At 67.2% G+C, this 19543-nt stretch carries 18 protein-coding genes and 1 other RNA gene; 6 read left to right on the plus strand and 13 right to left on the minus strand.

The annotated features are described in order from the left end of the window. Positions 1-10: 10 nt before the first annotated feature. The 10 genes from ACZLZY_RS03850 to ACZLZY_RS03895 form a co-directional block, all read right to left on the minus strand. The gene (locus tag ACZLZY_RS03850; RefSeq protein WP_472932123.1) at positions 11-664 is read right to left on the minus strand and encodes an NUDIX domain-containing protein; all 654 of its coding nucleotides are present in this window, start codon (positions 662-664) and stop codon (positions 11-13) included. Continuing rightward, positions 661-2322 (minus strand): ABC transporter ATP-binding protein, encoded by a 1662-nt coding sequence (locus ACZLZY_RS03855; protein WP_472932124.1) that lies wholly within the window; start codon positions 2320-2322, stop codon positions 661-663. The genes ACZLZY_RS03850 and ACZLZY_RS03855 overlap by 4 nt, the downstream gene beginning before the upstream one ends. Further along, the gene (locus tag ACZLZY_RS03860) at positions 2319-3431 is read right to left on the minus strand and encodes a cation diffusion facilitator family transporter (protein ID WP_472932125.1); all 1113 of its coding nucleotides are present in this window, start codon (positions 3429-3431) and stop codon (positions 2319-2321) included. Before ACZLZY_RS03860 ends, ACZLZY_RS03855 begins: the two co-directional genes overlap by 4 nt. Continuing rightward, on the minus strand, positions 3428-3892 hold the full coding sequence (locus ACZLZY_RS03865; protein WP_472932126.1) for a type II toxin-antitoxin system VapC family toxin: 465 nt from the start codon (positions 3890-3892) through the stop codon (positions 3428-3430). The genes ACZLZY_RS03860 and ACZLZY_RS03865 overlap by 4 nt, the downstream gene beginning before the upstream one ends. Beyond that, positions 3861-4100, minus strand: a complete 240-nt coding sequence (locus ACZLZY_RS03870) for a hypothetical protein (protein WP_472932127.1) — start codon at positions 4098-4100, stop codon at positions 3861-3863. Before ACZLZY_RS03870 ends, ACZLZY_RS03865 begins: the two co-directional genes overlap by 32 nt. Positions 4101-4110: 10 nt before the next feature. Further along, the gene (locus ACZLZY_RS03875) at positions 4111-5232 is read right to left on the minus strand and encodes an ABC transporter permease (RefSeq protein WP_472932391.1); all 1122 of its coding nucleotides are present in this window, start codon (positions 5230-5232) and stop codon (positions 4111-4113) included. A gap of 103 nt (positions 5233-5335) precedes the next feature. Continuing rightward, the gene (locus tag ACZLZY_RS03880; protein WP_472932128.1) at positions 5336-6421 is read right to left on the minus strand and encodes a microcin C ABC transporter permease YejB; all 1086 of its coding nucleotides are present in this window, start codon (positions 6419-6421) and stop codon (positions 5336-5338) included. Positions 6422-6493: 72 nt separating this feature from the next. Further along, positions 6494-8371, minus strand: a complete 1878-nt coding sequence (locus ACZLZY_RS03885; RefSeq protein WP_472932129.1) for an extracellular solute-binding protein — start codon at positions 8369-8371, stop codon at positions 6494-6496. Beyond that, positions 8368-10317: an extracellular solute-binding protein gene (locus tag ACZLZY_RS03890; RefSeq protein ID WP_472932130.1), complete on the minus strand. Its 1950-nt coding sequence runs from the start codon at positions 10315-10317 to the stop codon at positions 8368-8370. The genes ACZLZY_RS03885 and ACZLZY_RS03890 overlap by 4 nt, the downstream gene beginning before the upstream one ends. Positions 10318-10569: 252 nt before the next feature. Then, a complete protein-coding gene (locus tag ACZLZY_RS03895) occupies positions 10570-11856 on the minus strand; it encodes a c-type cytochrome (RefSeq protein ID WP_472932131.1) in 1287 nt (428 codons plus the stop codon). Between the two features lie 210 nt (positions 11857-12066). On the opposite strand from ACZLZY_RS03895, the gene ACZLZY_RS03900 reads away from it, so the two are divergent. Together ACZLZY_RS03900 and ACZLZY_RS03905 are read left to right on the plus strand one after the other, a co-directional pair. Continuing rightward, entirely contained in the window at positions 12067-12813 is a 747-nt protein-coding gene (locus ACZLZY_RS03900) for a 3-deoxy-manno-octulosonate cytidylyltransferase (RefSeq protein WP_472932132.1), read from the plus strand. Next, positions 12810-13703 carry a prephenate dehydratase gene (locus ACZLZY_RS03905; protein WP_472932133.1) on the plus strand — a complete coding sequence of 298 codons (894 nt, stop codon included), beginning with the start codon at positions 12810-12812 and terminating at the stop codon, positions 13701-13703. Before ACZLZY_RS03900 ends, ACZLZY_RS03905 begins: the two co-directional genes overlap by 4 nt. 28 nt (positions 13704-13731) lie before the next feature. Here the strand turns inward: ACZLZY_RS03905 and nudC are convergent, their stop codons facing one another. Together nudC and ACZLZY_RS03915 are read right to left on the minus strand one after the other, a co-directional pair. Next, positions 13732-14658: an NAD(+) diphosphatase gene (gene nudC, locus ACZLZY_RS03910; RefSeq protein WP_472932134.1), complete on the minus strand. Its 927-nt coding sequence runs from the start codon at positions 14656-14658 to the stop codon at positions 13732-13734. Further along, a complete protein-coding gene (locus tag ACZLZY_RS03915) occupies positions 14655-15068 on the minus strand; it encodes an HIT domain-containing protein (protein ID WP_472932135.1) in 414 nt (137 codons plus the stop codon). Before ACZLZY_RS03915 ends, nudC begins: the two co-directional genes overlap by 4 nt. A 191-nt stretch (positions 15069-15259) precedes the next feature. Here ACZLZY_RS03915 and ffs point away from each other — a divergent pair. Further along, an RNA gene (gene ffs / locus ACZLZY_RS03920) (signal recognition particle sRNA small type) lies at positions 15260-15356 on the plus strand. 88 nt (positions 15357-15444) lie between these two features. Here the strand turns inward: ffs and ACZLZY_RS03925 are convergent. Continuing rightward, positions 15445-16047 (minus strand): methyltransferase family protein, encoded by a 603-nt coding sequence (locus ACZLZY_RS03925; RefSeq protein WP_472932136.1) that lies wholly within the window; start codon positions 16045-16047, stop codon positions 15445-15447. A gap of 326 nt (positions 16048-16373) precedes the next feature. On the opposite strand from ACZLZY_RS03925, the gene ACZLZY_RS03930 reads away from it, so the two are divergent. From ACZLZY_RS03930 to recR, 3 genes are all read left to right on the plus strand, one after another. After that, positions 16374-18275, plus strand: coding sequence for a DNA polymerase III subunit gamma/tau (locus ACZLZY_RS03930; RefSeq protein ID WP_496253527.1), 1902 nt, complete (start codon positions 16374-16376; stop codon positions 18273-18275). An 11-nt stretch (positions 18276-18286) separates the two neighbouring features. Next, positions 18287-18610, plus strand: coding sequence for a YbaB/EbfC family nucleoid-associated protein (locus ACZLZY_RS03935; RefSeq protein WP_472932138.1), 324 nt, complete (start codon positions 18287-18289; stop codon positions 18608-18610). 292 nt (positions 18611-18902) lie between these two features. Continuing rightward, entirely contained in the window at positions 18903-19508 is a 606-nt protein-coding gene (recR, locus tag ACZLZY_RS03940) for a recombination mediator RecR (RefSeq protein WP_472932139.1), read from the plus strand. Positions 19509-19543 lie beyond the last annotated feature (35 nt).

The following is a 19543-nucleotide window of genomic DNA, read 5'->3' on the forward strand; positions in this document are numbered from 1 at the left end:
CTGGGGCCGGTCAGCGCGGTTCCGGCAAGGTGGCAAGAAGGCTCGCCGCCCGGGCGCGGCCCTTGCGGGCGAACCAGTGGGTGCAGGCGATGAGGAAGCCGTTCTCGATCCGGCCCTCGTCCACCGCCTCGATCAGCGCGTCGACGTCGGCGGCGATCGGCCGGATGTCCTCGTGCTCCTCGGCGAGCCCCGCTGCGCTCGCCAGCGCCGACGCGTCGACGAGGGCGAGGAAGATGAAGGCGTATTCGTCGGTGAGGCCGGGCGAGGGCAGCATGGTGAAGCAGCGTTCGACGCCGAGGGCTGCGAGCCCGCTCTCCTCCTGCAGCTCCCGCGCGGCGGCCGCCTCCGGCGCCTCGCCCTCGTCGACGAGGCCGGCGGGGAGTTCGAGCGCTGCGGCATTCGCCGTCTTCAGCGCGGCGCCGATGCGGAACTGGCGGATGATGACGATGCGGTCGAGCACGGGGTCGTAGGGGATGACGATGACCACCGAACCGGTGGCGATCAGCTCGCGCCTGAGCGGCCCGATCTCGCTGATACCGTCGAGCGAGCGGTGCCGAAGCGTCACCGCCTCGAAAGGGCGAAAGCCGTCGCAGAGACGTTCGCGGCGCTCGATGGTGACGGCAAGCGGCTGGTCGGACAGGGCATCGCGGTAGTGGCTGGTCATTGCGCGGCGATGTCCGTCGGCGCGGTCGCGATGTCGAAGGCGGCCGCCATCAGCGCCTTGGTATAGTCGGTCTTCGGCCGCTCGAAGATTTCTTCCGCCGGGCCGCGCTCCATCACCTCGCCGTTGCGCATGACGATCACCTCGTTGGCGAGCGCCCTGACGACCTTCAGGTCGTGGCTGATAAAGAGATAGGCGAGGTCGTGCTTCTGCTGGAGGCTGCGCAGGAGGTCGACCACCTGCGCCTGGACGCTCATGTCGAGCGCCGAGGTCGGCTCGTCGAGCATGACGAAACGCGGGCTCAGCACCATGGCGCGGGCGATCGCCACGCGCTGGCGCTGGCCGCCGGAGAATTCGTGCGGGTAGCGAAAGCGGGTCGCCGGGTCGAGCCCGACTTCGCTGAGTGCTGAAACGACGCGGGCGTCCCGTCCGTCGACGGAGAGCTGCGGTTCGTGCACTTTCAGCCCTTCCGCGATGATGTCGGCGATCGACATGCGCGGCGAGAGCGAGCCGAAGGGATCCTGGAAGACGATCTGGATGCGCTTGCGCAAGGGGCGCATCGCCTTGAACGAGCGCTGGTCCAGCCGCTCGCCCTCGAAGCTGATCGCGCCCTTGGACGAGATCATTCGGCAGAGGGCGAGGCCGAGCGTTGTCTTGCCCGAGCCGGACTCGCCGACGACGCCGACCGTCTGGCCGGCACGCAGGCTGATGTCGACGCCGTTGACCGCCTTGATGTGGTCGGTGGTCCGGCGCATGAACCCGGTCTTCACCGGGAACCAGACCTTCAGCCCCTCGGCCGCCATGACCACGGGGGCGTTGAGGTTGGCCGGGGGCGGCGTGCCGCGCGGCTCGGCGGCGAGCAGGTGCTTGGTGTAGTGGTGCTGCGGGTTGGCGAAGATCGCCTCGGTCGGCCCGGTCTCGACGATCTTGCCGTGGTACATCACGCAGACCCGGTCGGCGATTTTGCGGACGATGCCGAGGTCGTGGGTGATGAACAGCATCGCCATGCGGCGCTTCTGCTGCTGCACCTTCAGGAGTTCGAGAATCTGCGCCTGCACGGTGACGTCGAGCGCCGTGGTCGGCTCGTCGGCGATGAGAAGATCGGGCTCGTTGGCCAAGGCCATCGCGATCATCACGCGCTGGCGCTGGCCCCCCGACAGCTGGTGCGGATAGGCGTCGAGGCGCTTTTCCGGGTCGCGGATGCCGACCTGGTGCAGGAGTTCGAGCGTCCGGCGGTTGGCCTCCTTGTCGGACACGCCGCGGTGGATCTTCAGGACCTCGCCGACCTGCCGCTGGATGGTGTGCAGCGGGTTGAGCGAGGACATCGGCTCCTGGAAGATCATCGAGATCTTGTTGCCGCGCACCTTTCGCAGGTCCCGCTCGTCGTCGTCGATGAGGTTTTCGCCGCGGTAGAGAACGGCGCCGCCGGGATGGCTGGCGGAGGGATAGGGCAGGAGCTTCAGGATCGACAGCGCCGAGACCGACTTGCCCGACCCGCTCTCGCCGACTAGCGCCAGCGTCTCGCCGGCCGCGATGTCGAAGGAGACGTCGTCGACGGCGAGCGTCGTCTTGCCGTTCTGGTGGAAGGCGACCTTCAGCCCCTGCACCGAGAGCAGCGGGCCCTCGGCAGCGGCAACTGGTGCGGCGGAAACAGAGCTCATGCGACGGATCCCGTCAGGTTGGCGCGGTGGCTGTGTGCGGGGTGCCCATGGGCATGTGGTTTTGCCGGTGCCGCGTGGTCGTGCCCGGCGTGCGCATGGCTGTGACCGGAATGGTCATGGCCCGCGTGAGGATGGCTGGCGTGGTTCTCGCCGTGCCGGGCGCCCGGCCCGCTGCAGTCATGGCGGCCGTCGGCGCAAGGCCCGCTCTCGATCTCGACGGTGGCATGGTCGATGGCAAAGCGCTCCGCGAGCGCCCGCTTCACCGCGCGCACCGTTTCCGTCGGGTCGGTGCCCTCGGTGATCCGGGCATGCAAGGTCGCCGCGCGGATCTTCGGCGTGATCGCCCAGACGTGGAAATGGTGGACGTCGACGATGCCGACCACCGTCGCCTCGAGATGCGCGCCGACATCGGGGGCGGCGACGTCCTTCGGTGCGCCCTCGAGCAGGATGTGCCCGGAATCGCGGACGAGGCCCCAGGCATTGCCGAGGATCAGCAGCGAGACCAGCACCGAGAGGAGCGGGTCGATGGGCGTCCAGCCGGTCGACAGGATCACGAGCGAGGCGACGATGGCCGCGACCGAGCCGAGGAGGTCGCCCATCACGTGCAGCAAGGCGCCGCGCATGTTGAGATCCTCCTTGTCGCCGCCGTGCAGGACGAAGAAGGCGGCGATGTTGACGAGGAGGCCGCCGACGGCGACGACCAGCATCGGTCCGCCGAGCACCGGTGCCGGATTGTCCAGCCGGTGCCAGGCCTCCAGGATGATCAGGCCGGCAATGCCGAATAGGACGAGCCCGTTGGAATAGGCGACGAGGATCTGAAAGCGGCCATAGCCATAGGTCTTGCTGGCATCGGCCGGCCGGCGCGACAGGCGGATGGCGAAGAAGGCGAGCGCAAGGCCCGCGAAGTCGACGAACATGTGCCCGGCATCGGCGAGCAGCGCCAGCGATCCCGAGATCACCCCGCCGGCGATTTCCGCCAGCATGAAGGAGCCCGTGAGCGCCGCTGCCCAGAGCAGGCGCTTCTCGCTGGCATGGCCGGCATGGTCGTGACCGTCATGACCCCCGGGGCCGTGGTCGTGTCCGGCATGGTCGTGGGAGTGAGCGGTCATGGCCATAGGTCCAGCTTGTTGGCATCCTCGATGGAAAGGCGCAGGATGCCATCCGGCATTCTCAGTCGCCTGTCCGAGGAAATCAAAAGATCGCACTGCATGGTCATTGCCGTGGCGACATAGATAGAGTCCGGCGTCTTCGTGCCGGACATGGCACGGAAATTCGCGGACTGGATGAGGATGTCGCGGTCGATCGGCACGACTTCCATAAGGTCGTCGCTCTTGAGAAATTCTTCGTAAGCGGCGGCGATGTCCTGTTCGCCATTGCGAAGGGGGGCGACCAGGACTTCGGCCAAAGTTAATTCGCTGGTGAAAATCCGAGCCAGCCCGATCCTCGCCCGATCGAACACGAAACCGATCGCCGTTTCCGCACTCTCGATGAAGCGGATGATGGCATTGGAATCCAGATAGACCCGCGACGTCGTCAAACTAATCCCATTCATCCCGAAGGGCGCGGACACGGGCGACCGCCTCTTCGATGCTCGTATTCTTATGCGCTGCGATCCCCGCGAATTTGATGTACCGCGGCACTTCCGCTGCTGCCTGAGCCTCAGGCTTGGCCTCCAGCGTGACGCGGACGACGTCCTCGGGTCCGAAATCGCCGCGGATCGCCTCTGGTAGATCGCTAACCGCGACATCCTCGGTCACCACTTTCCTCGCCTTGTCCATTCCCCTCTCCTCACCGGAAACTCTTGCGCGGGTCAAAGGCGTCGCGCACGGCCTCGCCGACGAAGACCAGCAGCGAGAGCATCAGCGACAGTACCACGAAGCCGGAGATTCCGAGCCAGGGCGCCTGCAGGTTGTTCTTGCCCTGCGCGAGCAGTTCGCCGAGCGAGGGAGAGCCCGGGGGCAAGCCGAAGCCGAGGAAGTCGAGGGAGGTGAGGGTGGTGATCGAGCCATTGAGGATGAACGGCAGGAAGGTCAGCGTCGCCACCATGGCGTTTGGCAACAAATGCCGGACCATGATCGTCCAATCGCCGACGCCCAGCGCGCGCGCTGCGTTCACGTACTCGAAGTTTCTCGCCCGCAGGAATTCGGCGCGGACGACGCCGACGAAAGAGACCCAGGAGAACAGCAGCATGATGCCGAGGAGGATCCAGAACCCCGGCGGCAGGATCGCGGCGATGATGAGGAGGAGATAGAGCACCGGGATCGACGACCAGATCTCGATGAAGCGCTGGAAGAGAAGATCGACCCAGCCGCCGAAATAGCCTTGCACCGCGCCGGCCGAGACGCCGATGACGGCCGACAGGCCCGTGAGGATCAGGCCGAACAGCACCGAGATGCGGAAGCCGTAGATCAGCCGCGCGGCGACGTCGCGGGCCTGGTCGTCGGTGCCGAGCCAGTTGGTGTTGCCGAGGACGCAGTTCGGATCGTTGACGCCCTGCGGATAGCGGGCGCAGCGCTCCTCCTTGGTGAAGGTCCAGGACGGCGCCGAGGGGGCGGGCGTCGGGATCTCGTTGTTCACCGTGCGGTAGGAGTAGCGGATCGGAGGCCAGACCATCCAGCCGTTCGCGGTGATCTCCTCCTGCACGAACGGATCGCGGTAGTTGGTCACCGGCAGGAAGCCGCCGAAAACCTCTTCCGGATAATCGACGAAGATCGGGGCGTAGTACTCGCCCTTGTATTCGATCAGCAGCGGCTTGTCGTTGGCGACGAACTCGGCGCCAAGCGTCGCCACGAAGAGGAAAAGGAAGATCCAGAACGACCAGACGCCGCGCCGGTTGGCCTTGAAGCTCTGGAGGCGGCGGGCGTTAAGCGGCGACAGCCGGCTGCGCGCGACCTGGGCGCCGGGCGCCATCTGGGCGATGCCGGCGGTATCGGTGCTGGCGTCCTCGCGCGCCTCGACGGCGGCGGGGACGGTCGAGCCGGTTTCGGTCAGGTTCTCTCGGGTCGTGTCCATCTCAGACCTCCCGCTTCTCGAAATCAATGCGGGGATCGATCCAGGTATAGGTGAGGTCGGAGAGGAGGGCCGTGACAAGGCCGATCAGCGAGAAGATGTAGAGGGTGGCGAAGACCACGGGGTAGTCGCGCTTGTAGATGCTTTCGAAACCGAGCAGGCCGAGGCCGTCGAGCGAAAAGATCGTCTCGATCAGCAGCGAGCCAGCGAAGAAGGCGGAGATGAAGGCGCCGGGGAAGCCGGCGACGATGATCAGCATCGCGTTGCGGAAGACGTGTCCGTAAAGGACCTTGTTCTCGGTGAGGCCCTTGGCCCGCGCGGTGGTGACGTACTGCTTGCGGATCTCGTCGAGGAAGGAGTTCTTGGTCAGGAGCGTCGTCGTGGCGAAGGCCGAGAGCGACAGCGCGATCAGCGGCAGCGTCAGGTGCCAGAAATAGTCGGCGATCCGCGCCGGCCAGGAGAGCTCGCTCCAATTCTCCGACGTCAGGCCCCGCAGCGGGAAGAGATCGTAGAAAGAGCCGCCGGCAAACAGCACGATCAATAGGATTGCGAACAGGAAGCCGGGAATGGCGTAGGCGACGATGATGACGCCGGAGGTCCAGACGTCGAAGGTCGAGCCGTCCTTCAACGCCTTGCGGATGCCGAGCGGGATCGAGATGCCGTAGGACAGGAGCGTGATCCAGAGGCCGAGCGAGATCGACACCGGCATCTTCTCTATGATGAGGTCGAGCACCGAGACCGAGCGGAAATAGCTCTCGCCGAACTGGAAGCGGCTGTAGTCCCAGATCATCTTGCCGAAGCGCTCGAGCGGCGGCTTGTCGAAGCCGAACTGTACCTCGAGCTTTTTGATGAAGGCGGGGTCGAGCCCTTGCGCGCCGCGGTAGCCGCTGTCGGTGCTGCCCTGGCCGCCGAAGTCGCTGGCGCCGCCGCCGATGCGGTCGGCGCCGTTGCTGCCTTGGCCTTGCAGGTTCGCGATCACCTGCTCGACCGGGCCGCCCGGCGCGAACTGGATGACCGCGAAGGAGATCGCCATGATCCCGAGCATGGTCGGGATCATCAGCAGCAGCCGTCGTAGGATGTAGGCGCCCATAGGGTCTCGTCACCTTGGTGGGTGGCGTCCGCGGGGAGGGCGGAGGCCGGTCGTCGTCTCACGTCGAACGTGTCAGGCGCGGCCGATGGCTTTCGCCTTGGCCTCGTCGAACCACCAGAGCGATTCGACGGGGAAGCCGAAGTCGGGCTTCTGCTCCTTGAATCCGAACATGTCCCAGTATGCAACTCGGTGCACGCCGGCGCTGATGTTCGGGAGCCAGTCGAGGCGGGTGCGCAGGACCCGGTCGAGGCAGCGCATGGCGAGCGTCATCTCCTCGCGGGTCTTCGCGCCACCGACCCCCTCGATCAGCGCGTCGACGGCCTTGTCGGCCATTCCCGGCAGATTGTAGGAGCCGGGATAGTCGCGCGCGGCGCTGCCGAAGAAGATCGACAGGCCCTCGCGGGTCTGCGTCGCGCCGAGGCTGAAGGCGGCCAGCACCATGTCGTAGTCGTAGCTGTTCTGCCGGTCGGTGTACTGCGCCTCGTCGACGAGGCGGAAGCTCGCATCGACGCCGAGCCGCCGCAGCGTGTCGAAGAACTTGCCGTAGACGCGTTGCTGCTCGGCGCCGTTGATCATGTGCTCGAGCTTGAACACCTCGCCCTTGGCGTTGACGAGGCGCCCGTCCTGCTGCTTCCAGCCGGCGGCGGCAAACAGCTGCGAGGCCTCGCGCAGCAGCTTGCGGTCATTTCCGCTGCCATCGCTGACCGGCTGCACCCAGACCTCGCCGAAGACTTCCGGCATCAGGTCGGCGCGCAGCGGCTCGAGGATCGCCAGCTCTTCGGCTGAAGGGGCGCCGGTGGCGACGAAGTCCGAGCCCTCGAAGCAGGAATTGGAATGGGTCCGCAGGCCGAAGAGAAGGTTGGCGTTGGTCCATTCGAAGTCGAAGCAGAGGTTGATTGCCCTCCGCACCCGCACGTCCCGGAACCGCTCGCGCCGCTGGTTCAGCGCCCAGCACTGGAATTTAGGGCGGGTTTCCTCGGGAAACTCGCGCTTGACCACGCGCTTGGCGGCGACCGCCGGAAATTCGTACTCGGTCGCCCAGGCGCGGGTCGTGAACTCCTCGCGAAAATCGATCTCGCCCTTCTTGAAGGCTTCGAGCGCCGGCTGGCGGTCGCGGAAGAAGTCGATGCGGATGGTCTGGAAATGGTCGAGGCCGCGCGCGAAGGGGAGGTCTTTCGCCCAGTAGTCGGCCCGCTTCTCGTATTCGATGAACTGGCCGACCTTGAAGCGCCCGACCTGATAGGCGCCGCTGCCCGGGATTTCGGTGAGATCGTTGGTCTCGAAGGAGCGGTTGCCAAAGAAGGCTTTCGGCAGGATCGGGATACCAAGCGCCTCCAGCGCCTCCTGCTGGGTCTGCTTTCCGGAAAAGACGATCTTCACCGTCCGCGCGTCGACCGCGACGACGTCGGTCACGGCCTTGAGGATCGTTGTCAGCGCCGGATGGCCTTTTTCTTTAATCGTCAGATAGGAGAAGGCGACGTCCTCGGCGGTGACCGCCGCGCCGGTCGAGAATTTCGCTTCCGGGCGCAGGACGAAGGTGAAGCTGCTGCGGTCGGCCGAAAGACTGACGCTCGCCGCCAGCACGCAGTACAGGCTGTCCGGCTCGTCCAGCGAGGACACCATCAGCGCGTCGTAGAGCTTCTCGACGCGCGGCGGTGCGTTGCCGCGCAGCACGAAGGTGTTCAGCGTGTCGAAGGTCTGCGTCGACTGGTTGAACAGCCAGTTCGGCACCGAATAGTTGATCCGCCCGCCTTGCGGGGCGTCGACCGCGGCGTAGTCGAAGGCCTGGAAGTCGGGGCCGTATTTCAGGTCGCCGAAAGCCGAGACGCCGTGCAGCGGCGTTTCCGTCGGCGTCGCCGCGAAGGCGAGGCGTGGCAACGCCGCAGACGCGCCGGCTGCCACCAGCAGCTGGCCGAAACGGCGGCGCGTCAGGCCCAGCGCCGTGCTCATCGCGCCGCCGGGATCTTGGCGGCCTTCGCCTGATCATACCACCAGATCTGTGGCCAGCCGACGCTGTATTCCGGCAGCTTCTCGGGATGCGAGAAGCGGTCCCACATGGCGATCCGCTGATCCTTCGGCACGTAGGAAGGGATGATGTACTGGTTGGCGAGCAGCACTCGGTCGAGCGCATGGGTCGCGGCGATCAGCGTCGGCCGGTCCTTGGCCTGCACCACCTCGCGCACCAGGGCATCGACGGCCGGGTTCTTGATGCCGGCATAGTTCTGCGAGGCCGGCTTGTCGGCGGCGGCCGCGCTGAAATAGTCGTACTGCTCGTTGCCGGGCGACAGCGACTGCGCCTGACCGCCATAGATCATGTCGTAGTCGCGGCCGCGCACCCGGTTGACGTACTGCGAGGGATCGACGGTGCGGATGCGCATCTCAACGCCAATCCGCTTCAGGCTGTCCTGGTACTGCGTCACGACACCCTCCAGCGCCGGCCCGTTGAGGAGTACCTCGAAGGACAAAGGCGCGCCGGTCTTCACCTCGACCATGCGGCCGCCCTTTTGCTCGTAGCCCGCCTGCTTCAGGAGGCCGACGGCGGCGCGCAGGTTGTCGCGAATCTTGGCGTTGTCGCCGGCGACCGGGTTGGCATAGGGCGCGGTGAAGACGCTGTCGGGGATCTGCCTCCGCAGCGGCTCGAGGAAGGCGAGCTCGTCGGGGCCGGGCACGCCCGAGGAGGCGAGCTCGGTGTTGAAGAAGAAGGAGTTCGGGCGGACGTATTCGCCGAAGAACAGCGTGCGCTGCATGGTCTCGAAGTCGAAGGCGAGGTTCAGCGCCTTGCGCACGTTGATGTCCTGGAACACCGGACGGCGCAGGTTCGGGATGAAGCCGACCATCAGCCCGGCGGTGCGGTAGGGGTTCTCGTAGCGCGTCTTCGTCACGAAGCCGTCCCGCGCCGCCGGGAAATCGTAGCCCGAAGCCCAGCGTGCGGCCTTGTTCTCCAGCCAGTAGTCGAACTGGTTGCCCTTGAACGCCTCGAAGGCGACGGTGTCGTCGCGGAAGTAGATGTACTCGATCCGATCAAAATTGTTCTGCCCGACATTCACCGGCAGCGTGGCGCCCCAGTAGTCGGGCACCCGGACATAGCTGATGCCGCGACCGGTCGAGACGCTGTCGACCTTGTAGGGCCCCGAGCCCAGTGGCGGCTCCAGCGTCGTCTCGGTGATGTCGCGCTGCTTTCCGGCGGCGTTCTTGCCGGTCCACCAGTGCTTCGGCAGGACGATCAGCTGGCCGACGATGTTCGGCAGTTCGCGGTTGTTCTTCTCGTCGAAGGTGAAGGTCACCTCGCGCTCGCCGGTTGCCGCCGCCGACTGGACGTGGCGGTAGTAGAAGCCCTGGCTCGGATTGACCTCCTTCAGCGTCTCGAAGGTCCAGATCACGTCGTCGGTGGTGATCGGCGTGCCGTCGTGCCACTTCGCCGAGGGGTTCAGCCGGTAGGTCACCGAGGAGTAGTCGGCGGGATAGGAAATGGCGTCGGCGATCAGCCCGTAATTCGTCGAGCTCTCGTCGCTCGAGGGCGCCATCAGCGTCTCGTAGACGAGGGTGATGCCCTCGGCGACGTCGCCCTTGGACAGGATCGGGTTCAGGCTGTCGAAGGTGCCGCTGCCGTCAAGCCGAACGGTGCCGCCTTTCGGGGCATCCGGGTTGACGTAATCGAAGTGCGGGAAGCCTTCCTTGTACTTCGGCTCGCCGATCAGGCTGGTGCCGTTTCGCCAGTCGTGGGTGGCGGCTGCGGCCGGCAGGGCCGGGGCGATCTTCTCCGGCGCGTTCTCAGGTACCTTGGCGCCGGCGACCGCGGCGGAACCCTGGTCCTGTGCCAGGCTGCCCGAGGGGGCGAGCGTTCCGAGGAGGCTGGCGAGAAGCAAGGCGCGGGCGGATCGCGAGAGCAGCGTCAAATAAGACCTCCGGTGCGGCAGACAGATGTTCACCACCGTCGGGGCGGTTTGTGGCCTTCGTTCGGCGCGCGCGGCGCATGACGAAAGTTTCACCCGGCTAGAAACCCGCGGCAGCATCAGCCTTTTCATGCAGGCCCCGGTCCCACAAGTCAAAACTCCGGCAGCTTCGGCCGCTTACAAGCGCTCCCGCCCATACAAAAAAGCCCCGGCGTGGGCCGGGGCTTCTAAAGGTAAAGCAGCCGCCGATGGCGCTTACTTCGGGTTGCCGCTCTCGTCGAAGGTGGCGAGGTAGGCCAGCACGTTGGCGATGTCCTCCGGCTTCTTCAGGCCGGGGAAGGCCATCTTGGTGCCGGGCACGAGGCCCTTCGGGTTGGCCAGCCACTGCGTCAGCAGCGCCTCGGTCCAGGCCGGGTTCGTCCCGGCGAAGGCCTTCAGCGCGGGCGAGAAGTTGTAGCCTTCGACGCCGGCGACGGCCTCGCCGATGATGCCGTTCAGCTCTGGGCCGACCTTGTTCGCTGCACCCGCGCCGACGGCGTGGCAGGCCTGGCACTTCTTGAACACGTTGGCGCCGGCCTTGGCGTCTCCCGCGGAAGCGGTCTGCGTCGCGGCAGGGGCGGCGGGCGCGGCAGCGCCCTGCTGGGCAGGGGCAGCGGCCGGTGTGGCCGGAGCCGGGGCCGCAGGGGCGGCCGGTGCGGCCGGAGCCGGGGCCGCAGGAGTGGCTGGTGCTGCTGGTGCCGGTGCGGCCGGAGCCGGGGCGGCAGGCGCCGCGGGTGCCGTTGCCGGAGTTCCGGCAGGTGCGGGGGCCGCCGGTGCCGGGGTGGCGGCCGGTGCCGCCGGCGAAGCAGGTTCAGGCGTCGAGGTTGCCGGAGCTGCTGCGGCCGGCGCAGGGGCCGCGGCATCGGCAGCCGGCGGGGCGGCATCGGCGGTCGGGGCCGCGCCATCTGTCGCAGGCGCGGCGGCAGCGTCAGCCGGGGCAGCCGCAGCCGGATCCGGCAAGGCGGCCGGGCTGGCGGCGAGGGTTCTGAGGTAGGCGATCAGGTCGGCACGGCCCTGCGGATCCTTGAGGCCGGCAAAGCCCATCGCGGTGCCCGGCACGTACTGCTTCGGCGCCTTGATGAAGTGGTAGAGGTGATCATAGTCCCAGTTGACCGAGCTGCCCTTGGAGAAATCCTTCATGGCGGCGGAATAGGAGAAGTCGCCGATCGAGGCGATCGGGCGGTTGACCACGTCCCAGAGATGCGGGCCGACCTTGTTCGGGCCGCCTTCTTCGCCGCTGTGGCAGGCCTGGCACTTCTTGAACTCGGCCGCGCCCTTCTCGGGATTGGCCGAAGCGAGGAGCGTCGCGATCGGCGGATCCTCCGCGACGGCCGCCGCGGCGCCTTCGCCGGCAGCCGGAGCCTCAGCGGCGACGATCGTGTAGCCGGAAGTCTCCGGTGTCTCGGAATGATAGATGCCGCCCGCGAGCAGGCTTCCGCCGAAAACGAGGAAGACCGTCGCCAGGACGGCGCCGGCAATCTTGTTGAACTCGAAAGAATCCATGGACAGAGCGGCTCCCGGGTCGATGAGGCCGTCTGTTGCGGCCGTTTTGGCACTGAGCAGAAGACGCGTGAGACCCGGTCTTTTGCGGATTGAGGGCAACATCTGTAGAAGGCGCTGCGAAGCAACCTTTTGACACTCCGGTGCCGATCATTCAATCCGCTCCTTAGCATCTTTCCAAGTTTCGCCGTCATCCATGTTTCCCAGGGCCCCATGTCCATCCTGATCCTGATCCCGGCCCGCATGGCCTCCACCCGCCTGCCGGGAAAGCCGCTCGCCGACATCGCCGGCCGGCCGATGATTGTCAGGGTAGCCGAACGTGCCTCGGCTGCCGGCATGGGCCGGGTCGTCGTGGCGACCGACACCGAGGCCGTGCGCGCGGCGGTGACCTCGGCAGGCTTCGAGGCGGTAATGACGCGCGCCGACCATCCGTCGGGCTCGGACCGGATCTTCGAGGCGCTGACGAGCCTCGACCCCGACGGCTCGGTCGAGACCGTGATCAACCTCCAGGGCGACCTGCCGACGATCGAGCCGGAGGCGGTCCACCAGGTGCTTGCGCCGTTCGAGGACCCGCGCTGCGACATCGCGACGCTGGCGGTCGAGATCCGGTCGGAGGCCGACCGCGTCAACCCGAACATCGTCAAGCTGGTGGGGTCGCCGATCGCGCCGGCGCGGCTACGGGCGCTCTACTTCACCCGGGCGACCGCCCCCTGGGGCGAGGGGCCGCTCTACCACCACGTCGGCATCTACGCCTATCGCCGCGCCGCGCTGGCGCGCTTCGTCGCCTTGCCGCCCTCGACCCTCGAGAGCCGCGAGCGGCTGGAGCAGCTGCGGGCGCTGGAAGCCGGCATGCGGATCGACGCCGAGATCGTCGACACAGTTCCGCTCGGCGTCGACGCGCCGGAGGACCTCGAGCAGGCCCGCCTCCATTATCATGCCACCGCTGGAGCTGCCCGATGAGCCGCAACAACCTCATCGCCTTCCAGGGCGAGGCCGGCGCCAACTCCGATACCGCCTGCCGCAACATGTTTCCCGACCGGGTGCCGCTGCCGTGCCCGTCCTTCGAGGATGCGTTCGCCGCCGTCACCAATGGCGAGGCGGATCTTGCGATGATTCCGATCGAGAACTCGATCGCCGGCCGGGTCGCCGACATCCACCACCTCCTGCCGATCTCAGGCCTGAAGATCGTCGGGGAGTATTTCCTGCCGATCCGCTTCCAGCTGATGGTGCTGCCGGGCGTGTCGCTGAGCGAGATCCGCAGCGTCCACAGCCATATCCATGCGCTCGGCCAGTGCCGCGCCATCATCCGCTCGCATGGCTGGAAGCCCATCGTTGCCGGCGACACGGCAGGCGCCGCGCGCATCATCTCAGAGGCCGGCGACCGCAGCGCGGCGGCGCTGGCGCCGCGCCTTGCGGCCGAGCTCTACGGGCTCGATATCGCCGAGGAGAACGTCGAGGACGCCGACAACAACATGACCCGCTTCGTCGTGCTGTCGCGGCCGGGTCCGGAAGACGATGCGTTATGGACGGCGCGCGACGCCGGCCAATCGCCTGTCAGCCGCAACGTCGTCACCACCTTCGTCTTCCGGGTCCGCAACATCCCGGCAGCGCTCTACAAGGCGCTCGGCGGGTTTGCCACCAACGGCGTCAACATGACCAAGCTTGAAAGCTACCAAATCGGCGGCAGCTTCTCGGCGACGCAGTTCTACGCCGACATCGAGGGCCATCCGCACGATCCAGCCGTCGCGCGGGCGCTGGCGGAGCTCGCCTTCTTCTCGGCCGAGCTTGCTATCGTCGGCGTCTACCCCGCGGCCCCCGACCGCCAGCAGTTTCTGACGCCGGCGGAATAGCTGCCGTTAACGAGCCAACTGAGCACCCTCAGTCGGTGAGGTCGACGAAGGCTTGCGCCAGATGGTGCGCGATGGCGAAGGGTTTGGGCGCGGTCAGGCCGTCGGGATGCGTCTCGGCGATCATCGCCTTGACCTCGTCGCGGCCGAACCAGCGGCAGTCCTCGAGTTCCACCGTGTCGAAGCGGATCTCGGTTGAGGTGGCAAGCGCCATGCAGCCGATCATCAGCGATCCCGGGAAGGGCCAAGGCTGCGAGGAGTGGTATCGGACCTCGCCGACGGCAATTCCGGCCTCCTCCATCGTCTCGCGCCGCACCGCCTGTTCCAGCGTCTCGCCGGGCTCGATAAAGCCGGCAAGGCAGGACCACATCTTTTCTGGAAAACGCGGCGAGCGGCCGAGCAGGCAGCGGCCGGCCCCGTCGTGGATCAGCATGATCGACACCGGATCGGTGCGCGGGAACTGCACGTCGTCGCAGCCGGGACAGCGGCGCCGGTAGCCGGCGGCATCCGACAGCGTCGGCGTCCCACACTTGCCGCAGAACCGGTTGCGCGCGTGCCAGTTCAGGAGATGCTCGGCCTGGCCGAGCTGGCTTTCGGTGTCGGCGTCGAGCAGGCGTCCGGATGCCAACGCCCGCAGCGGCTCGGCCCGGATGCCGGTCTCCTCCTCGGGCGGCAAGGTGAGGGCCATTGCGGCAAGGCGCGGCCCGAGCCCGTCGGGATCGTGGCCGAGAAGGACGATGTCGCCATCCCCCGCCAGCGCCAGGGCCGCGGCGGTGTCAAAGCGCGGATCGACGCTACTGGCATCGCCGCGGCAGAGCCAGCGCCCCTCGTGCATCAGGTAGACACGGGCCAGCGGGTCGGCGAGCGCATTCGCCAGCGTGTCCGGCAGACGGTTCTCGCCATCGCGGACGAGGCGGTTGCCGGCAAAGCCGAGCGGCACGGTGCCCTCGGCCCTCATGGCGCGAGCACTCCCTCGCGGATCGTTCGCACGAACGCCTCTGCCGCATCCGGCGCGTAGGGAACGGCGGTGCCGACACCCCAGACCGGGCCCGGCCAAGCCGTGTCGCCGGTGCGTCGCGCGATGACGTGCATGTGCAGCATCGGCACGACATTGCCGAGCGCGCCGAGGTTCATCTTGTCGGCCATCACCGTCTCCTTCAGGCATTTGGCGACGAGCGCGGTCTCGAAGGCCAGCATCGTCTGGTCGAGCGGGCTGAGGTCGTGCACCTCGGTGATGTCGTGGCGCTTCGGCACGAGGATCAGCCAGGGCCAGCGGCTGTCGTTCATCAGCCGGAGGTCGCAGAGACCGAGCGGGGTGACGGGCAGCGTGTCACGGGCGAGCCGGGGGTCGAGTTCGAAGCCGCGCATGGGGGGATCCGTCGGAGGAAGGGGAGATGTCCACCATCTAGAGTCTCCCGGCCAAAAGGGGAATCGGTCTTCGCTGCAAAACATCAGGCTTCCCGGGGTATTGTGCCGCCGGGGAGGGGCAGCATCGCGATCTCGACGATGACCGGATGCGGGTCTTGCGTTTTGGCGGCAAAAGCGCGATATGAGCGCCGGGAGGTTGGTGGTGGACGAGCCACTCGCCAACCGGGTCAGATCCGGAAGGAAGCAGCCCCAACGAGCACGGCACGGGTCATCGTGCCAGCCTCCCACCTTTTTCCTTCCTGCTGTAAACATGCTGCCGCGGTACTGGCCGGTCCCCTCGGGACTACGGCCTGCGGAATCGTGGTCGTGCCGCGCGTCACGAGATCCGCAGCAGCACGGGCAGGATCCCGGCCTGCTGCAGCGTCTCCACCACCTCGAAAGCTGGTATGGCGACGAAGAACACCATGCCATCGGTCAGCGTCCGGTAGACCAGGCGCGTGCGCACGGTCAGCTCGGTCTTGTCGCGAAACTGGCCGAAGCGCGGAAAGAAGCGCGGAACAGCGTCGAGATAGGCCTGGTAGGCCGCGCCGAACTGCACCGACAGGTACTGCTCCTCCCGGCGGATGACGATCAGGAAGCTCGCGATGCAGGCGATGAGGAAGATCAGCGCCAGCAGGATGCTGCCGGTCTGCGCGCCGACACCGGCCGCCGCGATCGAGGAAAACACGTAAAGCGGGTTGCGGGTGATCGAGTAGGGGCCGGTCGAAACGATCTCCGACGCCTTGCGGCCACCGATATAGAGCGTGCACCAGATCCGCCCGAGAATGCCGACGACGATCAGGCCGCGGCCAATCGCCTCGACATATTCGTGGAACTGTCCGTCCGAGCTCGAGCGCACCACCAGCAGCAGCACGAAGGCGATGCCGATCAGAATGGCGAGCGCCAGACGGCGAAAGGACTGGTATCGGGACAACGCCATGGAACGCTCCTGGGGGACATGCGCCCCCCGGCGGAGGTCTGCATCGGCAAATCGTCTGCGGCGCGCCGTGCAGCGAAGGCTGTTGCCGCGCGACGGCGGCAGATGCGCGGAACTCGTGGCCGCATTGCGGCGCTTCAAAAGCTTGCCGTCTTGCTCTACCCTCGCCTTGCAATCTTCCGGCAGCCGTTCCAGATGCGCTGCAGCACCGTATCGCCATACCCGCGGCCTACAGGGCGCTCCCAGTGTTCGTTTCAACGCGACGTTCGTGCTGCGATGTGCCGCAGAATTAACGGAGCGCAGCGGTAACCGAAGGACGACTGCCGAGGATGGACGATCAGGAAAAACCCGAGATGGCCGAGGCCTACCGCGTGCTCGCGCGGAAATACCGGCCGACCAGCTTCGAGGACCTGATCGGCCAGGAGCCGATGGTGCGCACGCTCACCAACGCCTTCGAGACCGGCCGCATCGCGCAGGCCTGGATGCTGACGGGCGTGCGCGGCGTCGGCAAGACGACGACCGCCCGCATCCTCGCCCGTGCGCTGAACTACGAGACAGCGGAGATCCACGAGCCGACGATCCACATGCGCACGCCCGGCATCCACGACCAAGCGATCATGGAAGGCCGGCATGTCGACGTGGTCGAGATGGACGCGGCTTCGCACACCGGCATCGACGACATCCGCGAGATCATCGCCCAGGTGCGCTACCGCCCGGTCTCGGCGCGCTACAAGGTCTACATCATCGACGAGGTCCACATGCTGTCGACGCAGGCCTTCAACGGCCTGCTGAAGACGCTGGAGGAGCCGCCGGAGCACGTGAAGTTCGTCTTCGCGACGACCGAGATCCGGAAGGTGCCCATCACCGTCCTGTCGCGATGCCAGCGCTTCGATCTCCGCCGGGTCGACGCCGCGACGCTGATCGGCCATCTCGGCCGGATCGCCAAGGCCGAGAACGTCGAGGCCGAGGACGACGCGTTGCGCCTCATCGCCCGCGCCGCCGAGGGCTCGGTGCGCGACGCGCTGTCCTTGACCGACCAGGCAATCTCGCACGGCGCCGGCGCCATCGGCGCCGAGACCGTGCGCGACATGCTCGGCCTTGCAGACCGCGGCAGGGTGATCGACCTTTTCGAACACCTAATGCGCGGCGACGCGGCGGCGGCGCTCGGCGAACTCAGGGCGCAATACGATGCCGGCGCCGATCCCGTCGTGGTGCTGGCCGACCTTGCCGACTTCACCCATCTCGTGACCTCGCTGCGCTTCGTCCCGGATTCAGCCGATGACGCGACGCTGTCGCCCGCCGAATCGGGCCGAGGCCTGGAGCTGTCGAAGACGCTGTCGGTGCGCACGCTCTCCCAGGTCTGGCAGATGCTGCTGAAAGCGATCGAGGAGGCGCGCGCCGCCACCTCGCCGCGCCAGGCGGCGGAGATGGCGATGATCCGCATTGCCTATGCAGCGGACCTTCCCTCGCCCGCCGACCTCGTCCGGCTGATCCAGACCGGCGCCGGTCTTCCCACCGGGACGCCGCAAATCTTCGGCCCGCCAGGAAACGCCGCCGAGGGCGGCGCTTCCGCTGGTTCAGCGCTGTCCATGCCGGCCGGCAACGGCGTGGCGCGAACGGGCGCGACCGCGTCCGCCGTCTCGGCGCCCATCGCCTCCCAGCCCGCGGCGCCTGTGATGGCGTCGCCGCCGCGGCTGATGCTGGCGGCGCAGGGCCAGCGTCCCGCGGCGCAGCCTGCCCCGCAGCCGATGGAGGCGATGCCCGATATCCGCAGCATGCAGGACCTCGTCGCGCTGTCGGAGAAGCACCGCGATTCGCTGATGAAGGCCTCGCTGACGCGCTACATCCGGCCGGTGAAGATCGAGCCGGGGCGGATGGAGATCTCGCTGACCGACGGCGCGCCGCGCTCGCTGCCGGGCGACCTGCAGCGGCGCCTGCTCGACTGGACCGGCAAGCGCTGGGTCGTCACCATTTCCAACGAAGCGGGCGCGCCGACCATCGCGGAGGCGGCCGAGGCGCGCCACACGGCGCTCGTCACCGACGCGATCGCCGATCCCGAGGTCGCCGCCATCCTGCAGCAGTTTCCGGGCGCCAAGGTGATCGACGTCCGGCTGCGCGGCGACGCCGCGGCCGAGGCGGAAGCGGTCGAGAGCCTCTATCCCGGCAGCGCCGGCAGTGCCGACTTCACCCCCGAGCCGCCGCTCGAATCCGACGACGACGACGATTTCTGAGGAGAAATGACGTGAAAGACATCCTGGGCATGATGAAGCAGGCGAAGGCCATGCAGGAGAAGATGCAGGACCTGCAGCAGGAGATCGCCGACATCTCCGCCACCGGCCAGTCCGGCGGCGGCCTCGTCACGGTCCGGCTGAACGGCCGCACCGAGCTGGTGCAGCTGAGCATCGATCCCTCGCTGATGAAGGAAGACGAGAAGGACATCCTTGAGGACCTCATCGTCGCCGCCCATGCCGACGCCAAGGCCAAGCTCGAAGTGGTGATCCAGGAGAAAACGCAGGCGCTGACCGCCGGCCTGCAGCTGCCGGGCGGGATGAAGCTGCCGTTTTAGGCGGGTTCGGGGAGGGGATGGCGTTGCGGTGGCGGTTGCTGGCGCGGCGATGACACTTCGCGGTTTCGGCCCAGGCTAGGGAACGTTGACAGGCCTGGCGAAACCTCAACTCTTCGTCATCCCGGGTCAAGCCCGGGATGACGTAACTGAAGCGGCTTGCGTCCTGTCCCGACGCCGCAAGGCGGCGCCCTCCGGTTCCGCCCAAATGCCCGAACAACAGCCTCGCTGAATCTTATCGGTCGGCACCGTGCCGCCCGCCCACGCCGCTCTCACCTCCACTGCGATAGATCCCATGGCAAAACCCATCGCCGGCCCCGAGATCGAGCGGCTGATCCAGCTGCTGGCCAAACTCCCCGGCCTCGGGCCGCGGTCGGCGCGGCGGGCGACGCTGCATCTCGTCAAGCGCAAGGAGCAGCTGCTGGGGCCCTTGGCGCAGGCGATGAACCAGGCGCTGGAGCGGGTGCTGGTGTGCTCGGTCTGCGGCAACATCGACACGCAGGACCCCTGCACGATCTGCCGCGACCATGCGCGCGACCAGTCGCTGGTGGTGGTGGTCGAGGATGTGTCCGACCTCTGGGCGCTGGAGCGGGCAAAAGCCTTGAACGCCGGCTACCACGTGCTGGGCGGCGTGCTGTCGCCGCTCGACGGCGTCGGGCCGGAGGACCTCACCATCCCGCAGCTGGTCGAGCGCATCGCCAAGGGGGCGGTGCGCGAGGTGATCATCGCGGTGAACGCCACCGTCGAGGGCCAGACCACGGCACACTACATCACCGACCAGCTCGCCGGCTTCGACGTCAAGATCACCCGCCTCGCGCATGGCGTGCCGGTCGGCGGCGAGCTGGACTATCTCGACGAGGGCACGCTGTCGGCCGCCATGCGCGCGCGGACGGCGTTCTGATGCTGAAACGATCTGGAAAACCTGCGGGGAGGAAC

The sequence above is a fragment of the Mesocryomonas lacus genome (assembly GCF_055730135.2).

What these genes read in the sequence shown, in the direction of transcription:
- ACZLZY_RS03860 (WP_472932125.1), bottom strand. Translation starts at nt 3,431, where the DNA reads ATGACCGCTCACTCCCACGACCATGCCGGACACGACCACGGCCCCGGG.
- ACZLZY_RS03900 (WP_472932132.1), top strand. Translation starts at nt 12,067, where the DNA reads ATGTCCATCCTGATCCTGATCCCGGCCCGCATGGCCTCCACCCGCCTG.
- ACZLZY_RS03915 (WP_472932135.1), bottom strand. Translation starts at nt 15,068, where the DNA reads ATGCGCGGCTTCGAACTCGACCCCCGGCTCGCCCGTGACACGCTGCCC.
- ACZLZY_RS03875 (WP_472932391.1), bottom strand. Translation starts at nt 5,232, where the DNA reads ATGGCGCCCGGCGCCCAGGTCGCGCGCAGCCGGCTGTCGCCGCTTAAC.
- ACZLZY_RS03880 (WP_472932128.1), bottom strand. Translation starts at nt 6,421, where the DNA reads ATGGGCGCCTACATCCTACGACGGCTGCTGCTGATGATCCCGACCATG.
- ACZLZY_RS03855 (WP_472932124.1), bottom strand. Translation starts at nt 2,322, where the DNA reads ATGAGCTCTGTTTCCGCCGCACCAGTTGCCGCTGCCGAGGGCCCGCTG.
- ACZLZY_RS03895 (WP_472932131.1), bottom strand. Translation starts at nt 11,856, where the DNA reads ATGGATTCTTTCGAGTTCAACAAGATTGCCGGCGCCGTCCTGGCGACG.
- ACZLZY_RS03905 (WP_472932133.1), top strand. Translation starts at nt 12,810, where the DNA reads ATGAGCCGCAACAACCTCATCGCCTTCCAGGGCGAGGCCGGCGCCAAC.
- ACZLZY_RS03870 (WP_472932127.1), bottom strand. Translation starts at nt 4,100, where the DNA reads ATGGACAAGGCGAGGAAAGTGGTGACCGAGGATGTCGCGGTTAGCGAT.
- ACZLZY_RS03930 (WP_496253527.1), top strand. Translation starts at nt 16,374, where the DNA reads ATGGACGATCAGGAAAAACCCGAGATGGCCGAGGCCTACCGCGTGCTC.
- ACZLZY_RS03850 (WP_472932123.1), bottom strand. Translation starts at nt 664, where the DNA reads ATGACCAGCCACTACCGCGATGCCCTGTCCGACCAGCCGCTTGCCGTC.
- ACZLZY_RS03885 (WP_472932129.1), bottom strand. Translation starts at nt 8,371, where the DNA reads ATGAGCACGGCGCTGGGCCTGACGCGCCGCCGTTTCGGCCAGCTGCTG.
- ACZLZY_RS03925 (WP_472932136.1), bottom strand. Translation starts at nt 16,047, where the DNA reads ATGGCGTTGTCCCGATACCAGTCCTTTCGCCGTCTGGCGCTCGCCATT.
- recR (WP_472932139.1), top strand. Translation starts at nt 18,903, where the DNA reads ATGGCAAAACCCATCGCCGGCCCCGAGATCGAGCGGCTGATCCAGCTG.
- nudC (WP_472932134.1), bottom strand. Translation starts at nt 14,658, where the DNA reads ATGAGGGCCGAGGGCACCGTGCCGCTCGGCTTTGCCGGCAACCGCCTC.